This window comes from Tessaracoccus zhenghani (assembly GCF_055326325.1).
On record NZ_JBUZNQ010000005.1, the window covers coordinates 118,300 to 136,173 of the forward strand.

Annotated in this window: 22 protein-coding genes; 9 read left to right on the top strand and 13 right to left on the bottom strand. The window is 68.0% G+C overall.

Annotated features, from left to right (window positions below):
* Window positions 1-2: 2 nt before the first annotated feature.
* A complete protein-coding gene (locus ACZK4S_RS11925) occupies window positions 3-194 on the bottom strand; it encodes a DUF6767 domain-containing protein (RefSeq protein WP_076063579.1) in 192 nt (63 codons plus the stop codon).
* 37 nt (window positions 195-231) lie between these two features.
* Between ACZK4S_RS11925 and ACZK4S_RS11930 the strand changes: the two genes are divergently transcribed.
* The 4 genes from ACZK4S_RS11930 to ACZK4S_RS11945 all read left to right on the top strand — a co-directional run bounded on the left by ACZK4S_RS11930 (window position 232) and on the right by ACZK4S_RS11945 (window position 5,658).
* A complete protein-coding gene (locus ACZK4S_RS11930; RefSeq protein WP_463644407.1) occupies window positions 232-1,437 on the top strand; it encodes a YibE/F family protein in 1,206 nt (401 codons plus the stop codon).
* 128 nt (window positions 1,438-1,565) lie between these two features.
* The gene (locus tag ACZK4S_RS11935; RefSeq protein ID WP_463644408.1) at window positions 1,566-2,642 is read left to right on the top strand and encodes a M23 family metallopeptidase; all 1,077 of its coding nucleotides are present in this window, start codon (window positions 1,566-1,568) and stop codon (window positions 2,640-2,642) included.
* A gap of 82 nt (window positions 2,643-2,724) precedes the next feature.
* A complete protein-coding gene (locus tag ACZK4S_RS11940) occupies window positions 2,725-4,584 on the top strand; it encodes a N,N-dimethylformamidase beta subunit family domain-containing protein (RefSeq protein WP_463644409.1) in 1,860 nt (619 codons plus the stop codon).
* Between the two features lie 48 nt (window positions 4,585-4,632).
* Window positions 4,633-5,658 carry a lactonase family protein gene (locus ACZK4S_RS11945; RefSeq protein ID WP_463644410.1) on the top strand — a complete coding sequence of 342 codons (1,026 nt, stop codon included), beginning with the start codon at window positions 4,633-4,635 and terminating at the stop codon, window positions 5,656-5,658.
* Between the two features lie 60 nt (window positions 5,659-5,718).
* Here the strand turns inward: ACZK4S_RS11945 and ACZK4S_RS11950 are convergent, their stop codons facing one another.
* The 10 genes from ACZK4S_RS11950 to arfB all read right to left on the bottom strand — a co-directional run bounded on the left by ACZK4S_RS11950 (window position 5,719) and on the right by arfB (window position 11,336).
* Entirely contained in the window at window positions 5,719-5,979 is a 261-nt protein-coding gene (locus ACZK4S_RS11950; RefSeq protein ID WP_076063569.1) for a hypothetical protein, read from the bottom strand.
* A gap of 341 nt (window positions 5,980-6,320) precedes the next feature.
* Window positions 6,321-6,566 (bottom strand): YlcI/YnfO family protein, encoded by a 246-nt coding sequence (locus ACZK4S_RS11955; RefSeq protein ID WP_143571043.1) that lies wholly within the window; start codon window positions 6,564-6,566, stop codon window positions 6,321-6,323.
* Between the two features lie 24 nt (window positions 6,567-6,590).
* A complete protein-coding gene (locus ACZK4S_RS11960) occupies window positions 6,591-6,872 on the bottom strand; it encodes a hypothetical protein (RefSeq protein WP_463644411.1) in 282 nt (93 codons plus the stop codon).
* 58 nt (window positions 6,873-6,930) lie between these two features.
* Window positions 6,931-7,851, bottom strand: a complete 921-nt coding sequence (locus ACZK4S_RS11965; RefSeq protein ID WP_076063567.1) for a tyrosine-type recombinase/integrase — start codon at window positions 7,849-7,851, stop codon at window positions 6,931-6,933.
* A gap of 99 nt (window positions 7,852-7,950) precedes the next feature.
* Window positions 7,951-8,202 carry a Txe/YoeB family addiction module toxin gene (locus ACZK4S_RS11970; protein WP_076063565.1) on the bottom strand — a complete coding sequence of 84 codons (252 nt, stop codon included), beginning with the start codon at window positions 8,200-8,202 and terminating at the stop codon, window positions 7,951-7,953.
* Window positions 8,199-8,441 carry a type II toxin-antitoxin system Phd/YefM family antitoxin gene (locus tag ACZK4S_RS11975; protein WP_076063562.1) on the bottom strand — a complete coding sequence of 81 codons (243 nt, stop codon included), beginning with the start codon at window positions 8,439-8,441 and terminating at the stop codon, window positions 8,199-8,201. The genes ACZK4S_RS11970 and ACZK4S_RS11975 overlap by 4 nt, the downstream gene beginning before the upstream one ends.
* A 182-nt stretch (window positions 8,442-8,623) precedes the next feature.
* Window positions 8,624-8,971, bottom strand: coding sequence for a type II toxin-antitoxin system HicB family antitoxin (locus ACZK4S_RS11980; protein ID WP_076063651.1), 348 nt, complete (start codon window positions 8,969-8,971; stop codon window positions 8,624-8,626).
* Window positions 8,971-9,216, bottom strand: a complete 246-nt coding sequence (locus ACZK4S_RS11985) for a toxin HicA (RefSeq protein WP_463644412.1) — start codon at window positions 9,214-9,216, stop codon at window positions 8,971-8,973. Before ACZK4S_RS11985 ends, ACZK4S_RS11980 begins: the two co-directional genes overlap by 1 nt.
* Before the next feature lie 125 nt (window positions 9,217-9,341).
* Window positions 9,342-10,613: an ATP-binding protein gene (locus ACZK4S_RS11990; RefSeq protein WP_463644413.1), complete on the bottom strand. Its 1,272-nt coding sequence runs from the start codon at window positions 10,611-10,613 to the stop codon at window positions 9,342-9,344.
* Window positions 10,614-10,895: 282 nt separating this feature from the next.
* On the bottom strand, window positions 10,896-11,336 hold the full coding sequence (gene arfB / locus ACZK4S_RS11995; protein ID WP_463644414.1) for an alternative ribosome rescue aminoacyl-tRNA hydrolase ArfB: 441 nt from the start codon (window positions 11,334-11,336) through the stop codon (window positions 10,896-10,898).
* Window positions 11,337-11,408: 72 nt separating this feature from the next.
* Between arfB and ACZK4S_RS12000 the strand changes: the two genes are divergently transcribed.
* The 4 genes from ACZK4S_RS12000 (at window position 11,409) to ACZK4S_RS12015 (ending at window position 14,191) form a co-directional block, all read left to right on the top strand.
* On the top strand, window positions 11,409-12,014 hold the full coding sequence (locus ACZK4S_RS12000; protein ID WP_143570948.1) for a hypothetical protein: 606 nt from the start codon (window positions 11,409-11,411) through the stop codon (window positions 12,012-12,014).
* Window positions 12,011-12,439: a deaminase gene (locus ACZK4S_RS12005; protein ID WP_076061574.1), complete on the top strand. Its 429-nt coding sequence runs from the start codon at window positions 12,011-12,013 to the stop codon at window positions 12,437-12,439. Before ACZK4S_RS12000 ends, ACZK4S_RS12005 begins: the two co-directional genes overlap by 4 nt.
* Window positions 12,440-12,479: 40 nt before the next feature.
* Entirely contained in the window at window positions 12,480-13,214 is a 735-nt protein-coding gene (locus ACZK4S_RS12010; RefSeq protein ID WP_463644415.1) for a phosphatase PAP2 family protein, read from the top strand.
* Window positions 13,215-13,312: 98 nt separating this feature from the next.
* Window positions 13,313-14,191, top strand: coding sequence for a fructose bisphosphate aldolase (locus ACZK4S_RS12015; protein WP_463644416.1), 879 nt, complete (start codon window positions 13,313-13,315; stop codon window positions 14,189-14,191).
* Between the two features lie 63 nt (window positions 14,192-14,254).
* Here ACZK4S_RS12015 and ACZK4S_RS12020 read toward each other — a convergent pair whose 3' ends face one another.
* Complete coding sequence (locus tag ACZK4S_RS12020; RefSeq protein ID WP_463644417.1) at window positions 14,255-15,622, bottom strand: family 4 glycosyl hydrolase; 1,368 nt, start codon at window positions 15,620-15,622, stop codon at window positions 14,255-14,257.
* A complete protein-coding gene (locus tag ACZK4S_RS12025; protein ID WP_076061564.1) occupies window positions 15,619-16,386 on the bottom strand; it encodes a DeoR/GlpR family DNA-binding transcription regulator in 768 nt (255 codons plus the stop codon). The genes ACZK4S_RS12020 and ACZK4S_RS12025 overlap by 4 nt, the downstream gene beginning before the upstream one ends.
* Before the next feature lie 104 nt (window positions 16,387-16,490).
* Between ACZK4S_RS12025 and ACZK4S_RS12030 the strand changes: the two genes are divergently transcribed.
* The gene (locus ACZK4S_RS12030) at window positions 16,491-17,873 is read left to right on the top strand and encodes an ABC transporter substrate-binding protein (RefSeq protein ID WP_463644418.1); all 1,383 of its coding nucleotides are present in this window, start codon (window positions 16,491-16,493) and stop codon (window positions 17,871-17,873) included.
* The last annotated feature ends 1 nt before the right edge of the window (window position 17,874 follow it).

Consider the following 17,874-nt stretch of genomic DNA (forward strand, 5'->3'; position numbering starts at 1 on the left):
GCCTACTGGTGCTGTTTCCGGCGGCTCTCAGCCCAGGCCTCGCGTGATTCCGGGTCGTCCATGATGAGATAGACGAGGCCGCAGTCGTGCGGTCCGGTCACGTTGATCTGGCAGAGGGTGCACGGATCCCCGGGGCGCAGCGGGCACTTCGCGTCCGGGCGCCGCTTCCGCCTGGTTTCCGCGTTCGTCGACACGTTTTCGAGTGTACGTCCGCCGTGTACGTTGGCCCGCATGGGTCACTCGCACGGCGAACACGCACCAGTAGAAGTGGGTCAGCGCGCCCGGGCTCTCCTCGTCGGCTTCCTCGCCGTCGTGGGCATCCTCGCCGTGGCGGGCATGATCTGGCTGTGGCCCAGCGGCGCCGAGCTCGACGGCGCCCTCACCATCGTCGACGAGGTGCCCGGCGTCACGTATGAGGACGCCACCATCACGGAGGTCGCCGAGGGGTGCGAATCGGCCGATGTCGGCCCCGTCGAGGGGCCCGCCTGCCTGACCGCCCGGGTCGTCGTCGACAGCGGGGCCGACGAGGGGGCGGAGGTCACCGTCGAACTGTCCGGGCCCCAGGTGCACGCAGGCTTGAGGGCGGGCGACTCCATCGAGGTCGCCCGCATCCCCACCGAGGACGGCTTCCACTACGCGTTCAGCGGTGTGAACCGGCTCCCGGTGATCGGGATCATGCTGGCGCTGTTCGTGGCTGCGGTGGTCGCCGTCGCCCGGTGGCGGGGGCTGATGGCGCTGGTGGCGCTGGGCATCGCCGCCTACGTACTGCTGGGGTTCATGCTTCCGGCCGTCATCGTCGGCAAATCCGGCATGGCCGTGGCGCTGGCGGGATCGACGGTGATCATGTTCATCGTGCTCTACGTGGCGCACGGGGTCTCGGTGCGCACCTCCGCCGCGCTGGCCGGGACGCTGCTCGGGCTCGCGGTCACCACGGGGTTGGGCGCGGTGGCCGTCGTGGCGGCCCGGCTGTCCGGCTTCTCCGACGAGAACGAGTACGACCTCGCCCAACTCGCGCCCGCCATCAACTTCCAGGACCTGCTGATGGTGGGCATCATCGTGGGCGGGCTCGGCGTCCTCAACGACGTGACGATCACCCAGGCCTCGGCCGTCTGGGAGCTGCGCGGCGCAGCGCCGCAGTGGTCGCGGACCCGCGTGTTCGCGGCGGGGATGCGGATCGGCCGCGACCATATCGCCTCCACCATCTACACCATCGTCTTCGCCTACGCCGGCGCAGCCCTGACGGTGCTGCTCCTCCTGTACTTCACCTCCCGGGCGCCGCTGGACCTGCTCGGCGTCGAGATGTTCGCCGGGGAGGCCGTCCGCACCCTCGGCTCGGCCATCGGCCTGGTGTTGAGCGTGCCCCTGACCACCGGTATCGCCGCCCTCACCGTCGGCCCGGCGAAGGGGGAGGTCCCGGCCGCAGAGGCAAGCCTATAGCAGAAAGCTGAGCAATTCTCAGGAAGGATTTGGGAAACTCTCAGGAAAATCGTACAGTTCTCAGGGATCACCGCGTGGGTGGTCTCCTCATCCTGAGAAACCCTGAGAATTTGCTGAAGGATATCTGCGTGCGAAAGTCTTTTGTCGGAGCCCTGGTAGTGGCGCTCCTGGCTGGCGTGTTCAGCGTCGCCACCGCTCCGAGGGCCGAGGCAGCAGCCACCCTTCCGGATTTCCCCATGCTGCTGCCCGTGGGCTGGGGCCTCACCGTCCAGGGTGGCGGCACCCACACCTTCACCTCCGGCGTGCGTAGCTCCGTGGATCTCGGCGCTGCCGGCAACGCGTCGGTCGACGTGGTCGCCGCCGCCGATGGCGTGATCACCACCGTCAAGGCCAACTGCGAGGTCATCATCACCCACGAGGGCGGCTGGCAGACGAAGTACTACCACCTACGCGCCATCCCGGCCGGCCTCGCGGCCGGTCAGCAGGTGGCGGCCGGCACCAAGCTGGGTATGACCGGCATGCCGGGCTCCGAGACCTGTGGCCGCGGCACCTTCCGCCATGTGCACTTCACCCTGATGAAGGCCGGCCAAGAGATGCCCATCGACGGCCTGCAGCTGGGTGGCTACGCCATCCACGGCAGCGGCGGCGCCTACTGCGGCTACTGGACGCGCAACTCCGACGGCGCCGTCGTCGCCGACGCGCGCCGCTCCTGCTACGCCGTGCCCGCCCTGAGCAACACGCTGTTGCCCGCCTCCGCGCTGCACCGCGCGTCGGAGGTTGCCGCCTCGCGCGACGTCCAGCGTCCCGTGATCGCCGCGGCGGACACCATCGACGCCGTCGCGCTCTACGTGACCGAGGGTCAGCACACCGTCGGCGGCCGCGCCTGGCGCACCACCTGCGAGCCGTACTCACAGACCGAACGGTGCCGCACCGAGATCTGGGCCTCCATGGTCGAGAACGTGGCGGGCTATGAGCTGCACACCGAGGGCTGGGTGTTCAACAACCTCACCTACAAGCCCGCCAAGCGCGAACTCTGGGTAGGCAACGACCTGGGCACCACCGGCAGTTGGAACGACGCGCAGGGCCGGCAGTGGCGCACCGAGTGCGACACCGCCGCGACGGGTCGCGGCGCCTGCCGCACCTACGTGAAGTCGTCCGCCGGCGGCGCCGAGGTCTTCAACAACCTGGTGCGCTTCAGCGACTGACACTCCGCCCCTCGCGGCATCCACTTCCCACGAATCCCTGCCCCGCCCGCACCGGGGGCAGGGATTCTCCTATCGTGGGGACGTGGCCCTCCGGCGTTCTTCAGCTCTGCTCCTCGCCATCGTCCTGGTGTGGAGCGTTTTCACGCCCTCCGTGGCGACGGCCGACGACGACCTCCACAACTGGCGGGTCCCCCTCGCCCAGCAGGCGACCGACACGGAACTCAGGGGATTCGTCGGCGCCGAGAGCCTCCTCCCCGGCCAGCCCATGGAACTGCGGGTGCACAGCCCCTCCCAGGCCGTGGCCGTTGACGTGTACCGCATCGGCGACTATGGCGGCCGCGGCGGGCTCAGGGTGGCGCAGCTGCCCGCCCAACCCGGCGTCGCGCAGCAGCCCTGCACGCTCGAAGAGGGCAACATGGTGGACTGCTCCGGGTGGAAGGTCACACACACGTTCGACACCACCGGCTGGCTGCCGGGCATGTACTACGTGAACCTGCGCCACGCGTCGGGGAAGTCGAAGACGGTGCCGGTGATCCTGCGCTCGAAGTCGCACCGCGGCACGGTGACGGTGATGTCGGCGACAGCCACCCACCAGGCGTACAACCCGATGGGCAACTTCAACCTGTACCAGGGCTACCAGGACGGGCGCTCTGCTTTCGAGTACCGGGCGCACCGCGTCTCGTTCATGCGCCCCCAGGCGTTCGAGGGAAACCGCACCCTCAAGGTGCAGGAGTACGAAGTGGGACTCATCCAGCAGCTCGAATCCCTGGGGGTGCCGCTGTCCTACACCACCAACTTCGCGCTGCACCAGGGGGCGGCGCAGTACGCAGGCTCGCCGGCCATGGTGTTCCTCGGGCACGACGAGTACTGGAGCCTGGAGATGCGACGCGCCGCCGAGGCGTTGCGCGACTCCGGCACCAACCTGCTCTTCCTCGGCGCGAACACCGCCTACTGGCGCATCCGGTGGAACGCCGACGGCACCATCGTGACCAGCTACAAGGACGCCAGCCTCGACCCGGTACAGGGGCCGACGACCACGGACCTGTGGCGTCGCAGCCCCGGCGCCGATCCCGAGGCTTCGCTGCTGGGTTCGCAGTACACGTGCGCGTCGCGCTTCCGGGAAACGGCGCCACTGGTGGTCACGGATCCGACGTTCTGGGGGTTCGCGGGCCTCGGCGCGACCGCCGGCGCTCAGTACCCGGGGCTCGTCGGTCATGAGATCGACCGGTTGGCGAAGCAGTCGCCTGACTCCACCGTCGTGGTGGCGCACAGCCCGTTGCGGTGCACCAACGACGCCAACGCCTTCTCGGACATCACGTACTACTCGGCGCCGTCCGGGGCCGGGGTGGTGAACCTGGGGTCGTTCGCGTTCGCGTGGGCGGTGTCGCCGTGGATGGAATCCGCACCGGCCAGGTCGCAGGCGTTCGCGCGCGGGCTCGTGCGCAACCTGGTGACGGAAGCGGCGAAGGGTCCGCTGGGGCTGCGCCATCCGAGCGTCGAGCCCCCTCCGGATTTCGTGAAGAACCCGCAACTGCTCTACGTGACGCCCGGCGAGCACCTGGTCAACGGGCGGCGCTGGCGCACCTCGTGCGAGCCGTACTCGGTGACCGAGCGCTGCCGCACGGAGATCTGGGGCACGGTGGTCAGCCAGGCTGGCGGCCGGTTCGTGCAGAGCACCGGCTGGCTGTTCAACAACCTCACCTACAAGCCCACGCCGCGTTCGGTCTGGGCCGGGAACCCCCTGGCCGCAACTGGCGAATGGACGAGCAACGGCCGGCGGTGGCGCACCGAATGCGACACGGCCGCCACGGGCCGGGGCGGCTGCCGCAGCTACCTGGTGGCCACGGTGATCGCCTACTCGGTGGGCGCCGACGGGACGGGCAGCTACGCCTGGCGCAATCAGTGGACGTTCAACTCGATGGTGTCGTTCAAGCCCGCGTGACGTGGCCAACACGTCCCGGGTGCACGGCCCTGTGCCTAAGCTTGCGCCATGAGTAATGACGCGATGGTCCTGGTCGGAAACTCCAAGGGTGGCACACTCACCACCCTGCGGATCAGCGACGAGCAGCTGATCCGGGTGAGCGACGTCGCCGTCGGCGCGGGGTGCAGTACGTTCGCCGTCGACCATGCCCGTGGCCTGCTGTACGTAGCCACCTCGGAGCCGGCGCCGGCGATCCTGACGCTGCGCATCGATCGGGAGAACGGCCGGCATCAGGAGGTGGCGCGCCGCCCGGTGGAGGATCCGTTGGCCTACCTGGACGTGTCGCCGAAGGGCCACATGCTGCTGGCCGCCTCCTACCACGGCGGCTGGGGCGCGTCGTACCGCGTTGTCGACGGCGTGGTGGGCGATCAGTCGGCACGCCTGGAGAGCCGGAACATGCACGCAGCACTGTTCGACCCGAGCGGCCACAACGCCTACTTCGTGTCGCTGGGCGACGACCGCATCGCCCAGTTCGCCACCACCGTCGACGGCGGGCTCTCCGAACTGTCTGAACCGTTCATCCACGCCACGCCCGGGACGGGGCCGCGGCACCTCATCTTCTCGCCGGACAGCAACCACGCGTACCTCCTGACCGAGTTCACCGGTGAGGCCATCCACTTCGAACGCGGCGAATCCGGCCGGCTGACCCGTCGCGAGGAGGTCCCGGCCTTCGACGTGACGCGGGGGCTGCACACGTCGTCGTTCGGGGTGGACCCCATGGCGGGTCACCTGGTGTGGGGCGCGGACCTGGCGCTGGCCGCCGGGGGCCGGTGGCTGCTGTGCACTGAGCGCACGGAGTCGACGGTGGGCGCGGTCGCCGTCGAAGCGGATGGCACGCTACGCGGCCCGGCCGTGATCACCGATACGGAGACGCAGCCGCGCGGGCTGACGGTGTCGCCTGAGGGTGAGCATGTCGTCGTGGTGGGGGAGCGCAGCGGGCACGCCTCGCTGTATCGGATCTACGACGACGGCCACCTGGTGCTGCAGAGCCAGAGCGAGACGGGCGAGGGCCCCAACTGGGTCCGCTTCCTGTGACGGTTGTCCACAGGGTTACCCACACCCGGGGATAAATCACACGGCTGTGTTTCCATCATGTCAGGATGTTGGAGCGCCGTCCTCCGCGCGAGGTTCAGGGGTCTCGCCGTTGGCGACCTCGTCGATCCAGTCGTTCGCCTCGTCCGACAGGTATAGCCCGGCTGGACCGCTCTGGCCTACCCACCATGCGTCGGTGCTGACGATGCCGCCTGCCTCAGTGATTTCTTCGACAAGGTCGGTCGGGACCTGGTCACCGTTGTTTTCCATCAAATAGTCACGGGACTGCTGACGAAGCTTCGGCCACCATGCTTCGATACTCATGCGCGACATCATCCATCACTGCGATGTGATGCGCCAGACGCGGCAGAACCGGACGTCCGGCGAGCGCCGGGACAAGGCTCGTGAGGATGGGACCGATGAGGCCCCCTTCCGCGGATACAGCGGAAGGGGGCCTGGACGTAGCGCGAGGGTCTAGTGGTGAGCTGACGCCTTCATGGATCCACGCTCAGCGAGGTTGATGTGGAAGTCGAAGGCGGTGGCCAGGTCGTGCGGGGTAACGGTTGCCACCGCCGCATGGAACGAAAGACCTAGGCTGGGCTGAAGGGCCAGCGCGAAGCCACGACCGCTCGCTAAGGCATAAGGCGCGGCAGATCCGGATGGCTTCAGGCGGTCTTGTCCTGGTTGAGTCGGTCGAGGATCCAGGAACGCACCAGGGTCGACGGTGGGAGGTGCTGGGCGTCGGCGGCCTGCTGCACCCGGGCCTGCTCGTCTTCGCTGAGCCGGATCGAGTACACCTTCGTCCGGTTCGGGCGGGACGGTCGCGCACCCTCTGGATAGTCGCCCTCGAGGGTTCTCTCGGACTCATCTCGCAGGCGAGCCGCCAGCGCAGGGTCAATTGTCTTTGCCATGTCTAGTCCCCTCTCGATAGAACCTCAGATCGGCACCCGTTGCCGGCCACGCATTGATCCCGTGCAGATCCCCATCAGCGTCTCGGAACGCGATGACGACCAGCACTCTGCCAGCAGCCGTGGAGAAGCCGATGAAGCGAGAAGCACCCATCCTGACTTCGGGTCCGGCTCGAACGCCGCGAGGTCCGGATCATCCATCACCTCATGCGCCCAGCTCGGTTCGACGCCACCCCCGCCGGGGTAACGGTCGCCGCGACTCCGGATGTACGCCACGGACTCGTCGTCCCAGTTGAGTTCCTCTCCCACGTCACCCAGTATACCTTCCGCGTCAGACAATGTAGTACGAAACCGGGTTCGTAGCATGTCAGGTGCCGGAGGCCATGTAGGCGGCGAGGATGTAGTTAGGGTGCCGGTCGAGGTTCTTACGTGCCCGGTCGTAGCGCATCGTCGTCCTCGGATCGGCGTGTCGGGCAGCGATCTGGACGTCACGCAGGTCCACGCCGGCTTCCAGCATCGTGGTGACGAACGTGTGCCGCATCATGTGTGGATGCATCCACGGCAGGCGGACACCAGCAGTGTCGGCGAGGCGCTTCAGCCGGCGGGTGGCCGCGTGCCGTTCCATCCTCACCCCCCGAAGATTGCGCAGAACCGGGCCCTCAGCCCGGCCTGCCACGGCTCGCTCGATCGCGCGCTGGACCGAAGGCGGCAAGGGTGTCAGGACGACTTTGCCGCCTTTACCGTGGACCTTCAGCACGCGATGGCCATGCTCCTCTCCCAGGTCCTCGATGTTGGCGCCGCATGCTTCGAAGATCCGCAACCCCAGCAACCCCAGCATCGTGACCAGCGCGAAGTCGTTGACATTCGCAGACGACCTCGCCGCGGTCAACAAGGCTTCGAACTGGAGATGGGACAAGCCCAGGGTCGGGGACTCAGCCGACACGTTCGGGCGCCGCACATAGTCCGCCGGTGAGGCAGCGATCACTTGGTCAATGACGCAGGTGCGGTAGAAGCCCGCCATCACAGAGACACGACGGCTCACGGTCGAGGGCTGGAAGTGACGGACTTCTTGCATCCAGCGCACGTACAACTCGGCCTGGGCGCGGCTCGCCTGCAGGGGGTCGACACCCCGTTCTCGGCACCACACCAGGAAGCTACGCAGGTCAGACTCGGTGTGGACGCGGCTCTGCCCACGGTAGCGGGCGAGGTAGGCGGCGACTGCCCTCACCAGAGGATCGGTCGCAGCATCGAGGAGGACAGGGAACAAGATGGGCTCAAGACTGGTCATACATGATGCTGCGCTCACCCCGACCACAACGCCAGAGGCATCATCTTCGAACTGGCTGCGGCATGAGCGTCCGTCGGTGAAGTTCTACTCGTAGTGCGTCTACATCCTCAGGATATGGACGACGTGTCGCTCAGGGAGCACCTCATAGACAAGTCGGTGCTGGATATTGATGCGTCTCGAGTAGCAGCCCACGAGGTCGCCGACCAACTTCTCGTACTTAGGTGGAGTGGTGAACGGATCCTGAGCCAGGACCTCCAGCAGGTGCTGCGCCTTCGTCTTCAGCCCCGAGGAGGCCAGCTTCTTGGCGTCCTTCTGGGCCTGGCGCGAATACACCAGAGTCCAGGGACTCACCAGTCCAGCTCAGTCGAGCCCGCATCGACACCCTCCGCGCGGGCACGACGGATCGACTCAGCCAACCCAGGCACCGACTCCAGGAACAGCGTCTCCTGAATGGCCAGCCAGTCCTCCTCACCGACAAGCACAGCATTGCCACGCTGCCCGGTGATGGTCAACGGCTCGGACTCCTCGTTGACCTGATCGATCAACCGGTACAGATTCGCTCGGGCAGACGTTGCGCTCACAGCAGTCATGGAAACCACCTCCGCCCCAAGCGTACGTCATGACGTACGCTCAACCAAGGATGGCCAGAAGCGGGGAAGCTCGACCGAGTGACGTGGTCGGTCGCGGGCAGTGCCACCTTCAAGCCGATGGCGTCGATCTTCACCCTCCAGACCACACCAGGAGCGGCAGTTGCGGATGTCGCGGAGGTGGCTCAGCTCGCCTCAGAGAGACGCCGGACGAGATACTGGTTGAGGCTGAGGTGCTCCTCAGCCGCTTGGATCGCGAGCCTACGGTGCAGACCCTCCCCGACCCGGAGATTGAACTTGCCCGAGTAGTTCCGCTTCGCCAGAGGTTCGGGGATGACTTCACCCTCCGCTGCGAGATCGGACACGGTCTCGGCAACCAGATCAACCAAGCCCTGCAGGGCGGCCAATTGAGAGTCAGCGAGCCATGACAGCGAGGGGAACTCCGCACAACTGGCGACGAACTCGTGATCTTCGACCGACCACGTCACGCGGTAGGTGTAAAGGGACGCGTCCACAGTTGGGGTCTGAGACATCACTTTGCCTCCTTCTTGTCGATAGCAGCCATCACCTGTCGCACCTGATACGACTTGGCCTGACCGTTGCTGTTCTGGATGTTTACTCGCGGGTCGCCAGGCCAGGGGGTCTTGAACACCGCGTGTGATCCACCGGTTCTACGGGGCGGACCGAAGTAGTGTTCGCAGACCTTATGGAGGTCGTCATAGCGCACGTTCTGTGGATTCTTTCGCATTGCTGCTACGAGCTTTTCCACGGTCGCCACACCTCTATGGTACCGCGGGCAGTACCACGGTCAAGCACTGCGCGGTCAGACGGCACCTTTCAGCCCGCGCTATGTACGAGATGCCCAGATAGGTCCGGCGTGCGGCAGAGTCGGATGTCGGCCAGTCACGGCGCGAGGAGTCCGAGGGGGAGCACAGCGATGCCGTCGGGACGCCGGTAGGCGTTTGGCCCGGTGTTGATCACGATTGCGTCTAGCAGCTTGTCGCCCATGCGGTCGGCCAGCCAGTGGAGGTGCTTGGTGTCCTGGTCGGTGACGGTGTTGGCCAGTTTGACCTCGACCGCCAGGGCTCGGCCGTCGTCGCGGACCACGACCAGATCGACTTCGTGGTCGCCGTTGCGGGCACGCAGGTGACCGACGGTGGCTTCCGCCGCCTGCGCCGGGACCCGGACGCACAAGGTCACCAACGACTCGAACAGGTGACCCAGAACGCTGCCTGACTGCGGACCCACCGACGTGCCAACGCCATCGAGCAGAGCGTCGCGGCTGAGGCCGAGGAGACGGGCGGCAAGCGCCGGGTCTGCCAGATGATGCTTAGGCGTCTGCCCCAGCCGGGTCAACAGACTCCCGCTCGGCGCCCACGCCGGCACCGGGTCCAGCAGCCACAAACTGGACAACACGTCACGGTAGGCGATCGACGTGGAGCGGGCCGGCTTATCGCCCTGCCCGGGAGTGGCGGCATCCAGGATCTGCGCATAGCTCGCAGTGGTCGCCGTCGCCGCAGCATAGGCACGCAACCACGCCAACATCGCCTCAGGCTTCCGCACCGCCAGCCCCTGTTCCGGGACGTCACGATCCACCGCGTTGCGCAGGTAGGAGTCGAGCTGGAACCGCCGCGACCTCCCCACCAATGGCCGCATCGCCGGGAAACCCGACGCGACGATCTCCTCCACGTAGTCGCTCAAAGTCAGCGAGCACGAACCGGACAGCGGCCCGCGACCTCCACCCAGCAGCCCCCGCAAGCTGACCGTGGGCTGCGTCACTCCCCGCTCGGACAAGGTCATCGGACGCATCCGCAACCGACCGATCCGACCAGCCCCGGAATGCGCCGTGGCCCCCGGCGCCGGGGAGGCGCTGCCGACCAGCAGGAACTGCCCGCCCGTCGGATCAGCATCCACCGCACGGCGCACCACGTCCCACACCTCAGGGACCTTCTGCCACTCGTCAATCAACAGCGAACGCCCACGCCCCAACACCTGCTCCGGCTCCGCGGCGATGGACTCACGAATAGCCCTCGAGTCCAACCGCACCACTCCGGCAACCCGCTGCTCAGCGGTCGTGGTCTTCCCCACCCCTTTGGGCCCGTCAACCGCGATCGCCGGAACCTGCCCGAACAGCTCATCCAACTCGTCATCAAGAATCCGGCGCGCATACTCCATGCCCGAACCATACAAGAAGCAGAATTTGAATCAGTCAATTAGCACGGCATGAATCAGACAGATTGCAGGCTCGCGCATCGGCATGAGCGCTAAATCGCAAGGCCATCGCTGTCGTCCCTCTCTGGAGCCAGGATGTGCAGACCGGGGGCCGCCACCGCAGCGCAGCAAGCTTCTTGGTGCTCTTGACGAACCCCGGCCAAACGTCCCGATCCACCAACTGCCGAGCGCAGCCCGCAGACTGAAGCGCGGCTCGGCAATGCGTCGCTCCGAAGGAGGGCCCGCTCATTCGCCCGGGCGACGGCGCGCGCTCTTCAGCTCCGCCCTGTGCTTCTTGGACCGCAACCGGCGTTCCACCGATCCCCTCGTCGGGCGGGTGGCCCGCCGCTTCGGTGGGGGCGGGGCGAGCGCCTCGCGAAGCATCGCAGCCAGCCGCTGGCGGGCGGCGGAGCGGTTGCGGAGTTGCGAGCGCTCCTCCGAGGCTTCGACGGTGAGCACCCCGTCGACCAGTCTGTGCCGCAGACGGTGCAGCACCCGCCGACGCTGCGCCTCCGTGAGCGTGGTCGAGGCACGGACGTCGAACGAGAGCTGCACCTTGTTGTCGGTGGTGTTGACCCCCTGACCGCCGGGGCCGGACGAGCGGGCGAACCGCTCCCGCAGTTCGCCGGCCGGGATGACCAGGCCGTCGGGAATCCCCGGGCCCGGGTCGACGGTCAACTCGCTCATGCCCCGGAGTCTACGAGGATCAGTACCCCAGGTGGATCCCCGCGCCTGCCGTGCCGCAATAGGCTGCCAGGCATGGTGCGGAGATCCTGGGGATGGGTGCTGGCGGTGGCCCTCGCGTTGGCGGTGGTGTCGCTGGTGAGCGGCCTCGCAACCCATTCCGAGCTGAACGGCGACGCCAACGGGCTGCTCGCCACGCGCCTCACCCTCACGAAGTTGCTCAACACCGGCACCGCCTGGGCGGGCGCCCTGATCCTCGCCGGCCGCCTGGTGCGCCGCCCGCGCCAAGCGGCTGCTGCGGGAGTCCTGAGCGGGTGGCTCCTGCTGGGTGCCCACTACGGGCTGGGGCAGGTCCTCGGCGTCTACACCGGCGACATCTGGGCGGAGAACCTCAACTGGTTCCTGCTCACAGGCGCCATCGGCGCACCGCTGGGCCTCATCGGGGCGGCCGCGGGCCGCCCCGGCGGTTGGGGAGCCGCTGCTCGGCTCGCGGTCCCGGCCGGAGCCGTCGTCGAACCGTTCTACTGCGGCATGTTCGACCTCCCCGGCGCGACGCCCTGGCCCGGGATGCTGTCCAGCGTCCTGTGCGGGGCGACGCTGCTGGTCCTCGGCGGCGCAGGTCTCGTTGCCGCGCTGCGCCGAGGGGGCAGAGCTGTGCGGGTTCTAGACTCAGCCGCATGACGCGCCCCTCGTTCGACGAACTCGGCCTCGCCACCGCACGCCTCTGGGCCACCCGCAGCGCCGACGCGAAGGTCCAGGTGGGCGCCTGCCTGCTGGACCGGTGGCACCGTGTGGTGGGGGTCGGGTACAACGGCCGGGCCGCCGGCGAGCCCAACGAACGCGAGTCCATGGCTCAGGGCCAGAGCGGGTTCATCCACGCGGAGGTCAACGCCCTCCTGGCCGCGAACTGGAACGGCGAGGGCCACACCCTGTTCGTCACCCACGAGCCGTGCGCCACGTGCGCACGGCTGATCATCAACTCGCGCCGCGTGACCAGGGTCGTCTACGAGACCGGGTACACGGAAGTGGTGCGCTCCGAAGTGGGCCTCCCGTCCGGGGCGCAGATCCTCCGCGAGGGCGGACTCAGCGTCGAACTCGCTGGCTGAGTCGAGGGCCACTGGCCAGCGGCCGTGCGAGCATTGTCGGATGCAACTGCCCCAGCCCTCCGTCAAGGCCAAGGCGTCGCTCCTGCTGGGCGTCACCCTGGCCGTCGCGCTCGTCGCTGCCATCGTCCTGACCGAGCTGTTCGGCGAGATCATGGAATCCATCGCGGACAACGACGGGGTCGCGGCCTGGGACCGCCCGGTGCTCGAATGGGCCCTCGCGGCGCGCACGCCGGGGTTCACCTCGTTCGTCGCCTGGTACTCCAACACCGGCGGGCCCTTCTGGCAGCCGATCGTCACCGGTGTCGTCGTGGCCTTCCTCAGCTGGCGCTGGCGCGACATCACCCCGCTCATCCTGACCGTCATCGCCGTGGGCGGCTCGCTGCTGATCACCATCCTGGGCAAGAACTACATCGGACGCGCCCGGCCGCCCATCGCGGAGGCGGTGCCCCCGTTCGAGTCGTCGATGAGCTTCCCCAGCGGGCACAGCCTCAATGCGCTGGTCATCGCCGGCATCCTCGCCTACCTGCTGATCCGCGACACCTGGAAGCACCGGCGCTGGCTCACCTGGGTCATCGCCGCGTTGGCGGCGCTCTACTCCATCTCCATGGGCCTCTCCCGGGTCTTCTTGGGGCACCACTGGTTGACCGATGTGTTCGGCGCCTGGGTCATCGGTCTGGCGTGGCTCGCCGTCGTCATCGGATGCCACCGCATCTGGCACGCTGTGCGGTCCCGCACAGAGCCCGGGCCGGTGGAGGAGGAACGCGCTCCCGCCTGAAACCCCCAGTCAATGGTGGAACAATGGAAGGGTCAATGGAGCCGGGCGGTGTCGCCCGCCTGCCCGGCGCGGCGACGCGTAGAAGGGAAGGGCGCCCCATGTTTGAGAACCAGTTCGAGAAGATGCAGAGCGCACCCGGCTTCATCGCCGCGCTCGACCAGAGCGGTGGCAACACGCCTGGCGCACTGAAGCGTTACGGCATCGAATCGTGGGCCGATGAGGCCGAGATGTTCAACCGCGTCCACGAGATGCGGACCCGCATCATGACCAGCCCGAGCTTCGACGGGGACCGGATTCTCGGCGCCATCCTCTTCGAGGACACCCTGCACCGCCAGGTGGAGGGACGGCCCACGGCCGAGTACCTGTGGAAGGTCAAGGGAGTGGTGCCCATCCTCAAGGTGGACAAGGGTCTCCTCGACGAGGAGTCCGGCGCCCGCCTGATGAAGGACATCCCGCAGCTCGACGACGTGCTCGCCGACGCGAGGGACCACCGGGTGTTCGGCACCAAGATGCGCTCGGTCGTCATCACGCCGGGCGCCGGATTGAAGGCCGCGGTCGATCAGCAGTTCGACATCGGCCGGCACATCTTCGCCGCCGGCCTGGTGCCCATCCTCGAACCGGAGATCGACATCAAGAGCCCGCTCAAGGCGGACGCCGAACAGCAGCTCCACGACCTCCTCATGGAGGCCCTCGACTCCCTGCCCGATGACGAGTGGGTCATGCTCAAACTGACGCTGCCGGAGGTCGACGACCTCTACCGCGACGTCGTCGACCACCCGCGCGTGCTCAGGGTGTTCGCGCTCTCCGGCGGCTACACGCGCGCCGAATCCAATGAGCGCCTCGCGCGCCAGCACGGGGTCGTGGCCAGCTTCTCACGCGCCCTCACCGAGGGGCTCAAGGGGAGCCAGACCCAGGAGGAGTTCGACGCGCTGCTCGACGAGTCGATCGGCAGCATCTACGCCGCGTCGAACACCTGAGCGGAGTTGCGCAGATGTGGGCGGCGGGCCTCGGCGGCGCCCTCCACATTCCGGCCACCCGGCTCAACGGGCGAACAGCGCGGCGATCTCCTCGTGCGCGGCGATGTAGCCGTCGAGCAGTTTGCGGCCCAGCTCCGGCGAGTTGACCAGCGGGTGCGAGGCGAAGCCCTCCCAGGCCTTGTCCGCATCACGGGTGAGGGCGGCCTCGGCAATGGCCTGCTCGGCGCCGCGGAGCCGAGCCATCAGGCCCAGTTCGAGGAGGCTCACGGGCCCGACGGGCAGTGGGTGCACCCCGTCGCCGTCGACGACACAGGCGACCTCCACCACCACGTCGTCGGGCAACTCCGGCACCACGCGCCGGCCGTCCGACAGGTTCGCGACGTCGAGGATCATCCGCTCGGGCTGCCCCGTGGCCAGCGCCCGCATCATCCGCAGCGCGACCTCCTGGTAGCCACCGCCCATGTCCTCCTCGCGGCGCTCCTCGTCGCGGGCCTCGGCCATGTAGGTGGCCTCACGCTCGTGCAGCACCTCGTGCCACAGGCGCAGCGGGTCGGCGGCCCCGGCGACATTCTCGTAGAACTGGCTCTGCTGCGCCGCCAGGTACTGGCCGCGGGTCTGCTCGTTCTGCCCGATCCGTCCGACGGCGGAGTCTGTGTGCCAGTAGTAGTAGAGGTATTCGTTCGGCAGGGCGCCGAGCGCGCGCACGAAGTCCTTGCCGATCAGCCGGGCCTCTTCGATGGTGTCGAGCCGGGCGTCGTCCGCGAGGATTTCCGGCAACCTGTCCACGCCGTCGACGCTGACCGACCGGAGGAAACCCATGTGGTTGAGCCCCAGGTAGTCGTAGTCCACGCGGTCCTGGTCGTGCTCGAGCGAGACGCCCAGCAGCCGCGACACCCTCCGCACCAGCCCGATGGGGGTGTCGCAGATGCCGACGACGCGCTCGCCGAGCACCCGGCGCATGGACTGCGTCACGATGCCGGCCGGGTTGGTGAAGTTGATGGTCCAAGCTTCGGGCGCCACCTCGGCGATGGCCGTGGCGACCTCGTGCATCACTGGGATGGTCCGCAGCGCGTAGGCCAGCCCGCCGGGGCCGATGGTCTCCTGGCCGAGGAGCCCGAGGTCGAGCGCCACCCGCTCGTCCTTCACCCGGCCCGCGGGCCCGCCCACCCGGATCGCGGAGAAGATGAAGTCGGCGCCCGCCAGGGCGGTGCGCAGGTCCGTGCCGGTCCGCAGCGTCGGCGGGTTCTCCAGCTGCGCGGCCCGCGCACGGATGACCCGCTCGATGCCGTCGAGCCGCTCCTGCGAGGTGTCGTAGAGCACGACCTCCTCGATGAAGGGCCGGCCGTCCGACATGGCCACCGGGTCTGTGGCCACCGCTTCGTAGACGAGGGGTACGCGGAAGCCGCCGCCGCCGAGGATCACGAGTTTCATGGGTAGCGAACCTCCAGATTCGTTTCAGGGGGAAGGTGCAGCGACTCCGGCCCCGCGGGGCTGTCGGTGACGAGTCCGGTGAACGCCGTGATGGGGGCGATCTCGAGGAATCCGGCGCCCGGGAACTTGGCGTGGTCGGCCAACAGCCAGGAACGGGTGGACACCTCGATCATGGCCCGCTTGACGGGCACCTCGCTGGGCGTCGAATCGAGGACCGCCCCGTCGGGCCGGATGCCGGCGGCGCCCAGGAACGCCACGTCGACGCGGACCTGACGCAGGCACGACTCGGTCAGCACCCCCACCAGAGACTGGTAATTGGGCCTGAGCACGCCGCCCATCACCACGAGGTCGACGTGCGGGGCGTCGCTGAGTTTCGCCACCACCGCCAGGGAGGCCGTGACCACGGTGATCGACCGTGACCGCAGGTAGGGGCACATGGCGAACACGGTGGTGCCGATGTCGAGCGCCACCACGTCGCCGTCGTTGACCAACGCGGCTGCGGCCTTGGCGATCCGGCGCTTCTCGTGGGTTTCCTGCCCGGCCACCACGTCGAAGGCGGCGTGGTCGGCCTCGGGGCGGATGCTGTGCGGCCGGCAGGCGCCACCGCGCACCCGCTCGACGAGGCCCGCGTCGGAGAGCTGTTGGAGGTCGCGGCGGACGGTAGCCTCGGACACACCCAGCGTGCTGGCGAGTTCGGGCACCGACGCGGAGCCCTTCGCGTGCACGAACTCCGCCACCCTGCGGAGGCGCACATCTGTCAGCATGACACTGACCCTAGCCGCGATGTCCAATCATTATCGCTAAACATCGATCATCACCAAACAGAACGTGGCAGACTCAGAGCCACAGACCGTCAAGGAGGACCCCCATGTCGCCCAGTCCCATCAGCCGGCTGCTCAAGGCGGCCGTTGCGGCCGCTGCGTCGTTGAGCATGCTCGCAGCCTGCGCCCCCGGATCTGACGCCCCGGATGAGACCGCCGCCCCTGCCGACGGCGGGTCGAGCGCCGCGGCTGAGCCCAGCGTCGACCCGGGCAGCCTGGGCGACATCACGCTCACCGTGTGGGACCAGGAGGTCCGCGGCAGCCAGAACGACGCGCTCGTCGCCCTCAACGAAGCGTTCATGGAGAAGTACCCCAACATCACCATCGACCGCCAGAGCCAGTCCTTCGACGACCTCAAGGCGCAGGTCTCCCTGGCGCTGAGCGGCAACGACGTGCCCGATGTCGTCCAGGTCAACAACGCCCGCGGCGACATGGGCCAGTTCGTCACGGCCGGTCAGCTCACCGACCTGTCGCCGTACGCGGCGCAGTACGGCTGGGAGGACCGATTCCCGGCCTCGGTGCTCTCGAAGGTGCGGTACTCCCCGGACGGCACGACGTTCGGCGAGGGCAACCTGTACGGGCTCCCGCAGACCGGTGAGATCGTCGGCATCTTCTACTCGAAGAAGAAGCTCGAGGAACTGGGCGCCGAGCTGCCCACCACCTGGGACGAGTACTTCGCCATCCTGGACCAGGCGAAGGAGGCCGGCGAGCAGCCGATGATCCTCGGCAACATCGAGGGCTGGCCGGCCATCCACGTCTTCGGCCCGCTGATGGCCAACTACATCGAGCCCGAAGAGGCCGTGAAGCTGGGCATGGGCAACGCCGGCGCCAGCTGGGTCTCCGACGGCAACAAGGCCGCCATGGAACAGTTCGCCAAGTGGGGGGCCGAGGGCTACTTCGGCACCTCGCCCAACGGCACCGACTACGACGCCGCCTGGAACGACTTCACCAAGGGCACCGGCGTCTTCCTGCCCGGCGGCTCCTGGCTGGGCACCGACATGGAGGGCGTGATGGGCGAGGACCTCGGCTTCATGGCCCCGCCGCCCGCAGTCAACGGCGAACTCGCCACCACCGGCGGCACCGGCATCCCGTTCTCCATCCCGGCCAACGCCGAGAACAAGGACGCGGCCGTGGCCTACATCGACTACATCACCAGCGACGAGGCCATGAAGCTGATCGCTGAGAACGGCGGCTTCCCGGTGCTCGGCGCCGCCGACCTGGCGCCTGAATCCGGCGTCCAGAAGGAGATCTTCGAGGCGTTCGACAAGGTATCCCAGGAGGGCACGCTGCTGCCGTACCTCGACTACGCCACGCCCACGTTCTCCGACACCGCCGGCCAGGGCCTCCAGGAGGTCCTCGGCGGCCAGCGCTCGGCCGACGAGGTGCTCCAGGCGTTCGAGGACGACTACAAGGGCTTCACGGGCGAGTGAC

What these genes read in the sequence shown, in the direction of transcription:
- ACZK4S_RS11930 (WP_463644407.1), top strand. Translation starts at nt 232, where the DNA reads ATGGGTCACTCGCACGGCGAACACGCACCAGTAGAAGTGGGTCAGCGC.
- ACZK4S_RS11945 (WP_463644410.1), top strand. Translation starts at nt 4,633, where the DNA reads ATGAGTAATGACGCGATGGTCCTGGTCGGAAACTCCAAGGGTGGCACA.
- ACZK4S_RS11950 (WP_076063569.1), bottom strand. Translation starts at nt 5,979, where the DNA reads ATGAGTATCGAAGCATGGTGGCCGAAGCTTCGTCAGCAGTCCCGTGAC.
- ACZK4S_RS11955 (WP_143571043.1), bottom strand. Translation starts at nt 6,566, where the DNA reads ATGGCAAAGACAATTGACCCTGCGCTGGCGGCTCGCCTGCGAGATGAG.
- ACZK4S_RS11965 (WP_076063567.1), bottom strand. Translation starts at nt 7,851, where the DNA reads ATGACCAGTCTTGAGCCCATCTTGTTCCCTGTCCTCCTCGATGCTGCG.
- ACZK4S_RS11975 (WP_076063562.1), bottom strand. Translation starts at nt 8,441, where the DNA reads ATGACTGCTGTGAGCGCAACGTCTGCCCGAGCGAATCTGTACCGGTTG.
- ACZK4S_RS11980 (WP_076063651.1), bottom strand. Translation starts at nt 8,971, where the DNA reads ATGTCTCAGACCCCAACTGTGGACGCGTCCCTTTACACCTACCGCGTG.
- ACZK4S_RS11990 (WP_463644413.1), bottom strand. Translation starts at nt 10,613, where the DNA reads ATGGAGTATGCGCGCCGGATTCTTGATGACGAGTTGGATGAGCTGTTC.
- arfB (WP_463644414.1), bottom strand. Translation starts at nt 11,336, where the DNA reads ATGAGCGAGTTGACCGTCGACCCGGGCCCGGGGATTCCCGACGGCCTG.
- ACZK4S_RS12000 (WP_143570948.1), top strand. Translation starts at nt 11,409, where the DNA reads ATGGTGCGGAGATCCTGGGGATGGGTGCTGGCGGTGGCCCTCGCGTTG.
- ACZK4S_RS12005 (WP_076061574.1), top strand. Translation starts at nt 12,011, where the DNA reads ATGACGCGCCCCTCGTTCGACGAACTCGGCCTCGCCACCGCACGCCTC.
- ACZK4S_RS12010 (WP_463644415.1), top strand. Translation starts at nt 12,480, where the DNA reads ATGCAACTGCCCCAGCCCTCCGTCAAGGCCAAGGCGTCGCTCCTGCTG.
- ACZK4S_RS12015 (WP_463644416.1), top strand. Translation starts at nt 13,313, where the DNA reads ATGTTTGAGAACCAGTTCGAGAAGATGCAGAGCGCACCCGGCTTCATC.
- ACZK4S_RS12020 (WP_463644417.1), bottom strand. Translation starts at nt 15,622, where the DNA reads ATGAAACTCGTGATCCTCGGCGGCGGCGGCTTCCGCGTACCCCTCGTC.
- ACZK4S_RS12025 (WP_076061564.1), bottom strand. Translation starts at nt 16,386, where the DNA reads ATGCTGACAGATGTGCGCCTCCGCAGGGTGGCGGAGTTCGTGCACGCG.
- ACZK4S_RS12030 (WP_463644418.1), top strand. Translation starts at nt 16,491, where the DNA reads ATGTCGCCCAGTCCCATCAGCCGGCTGCTCAAGGCGGCCGTTGCGGCC.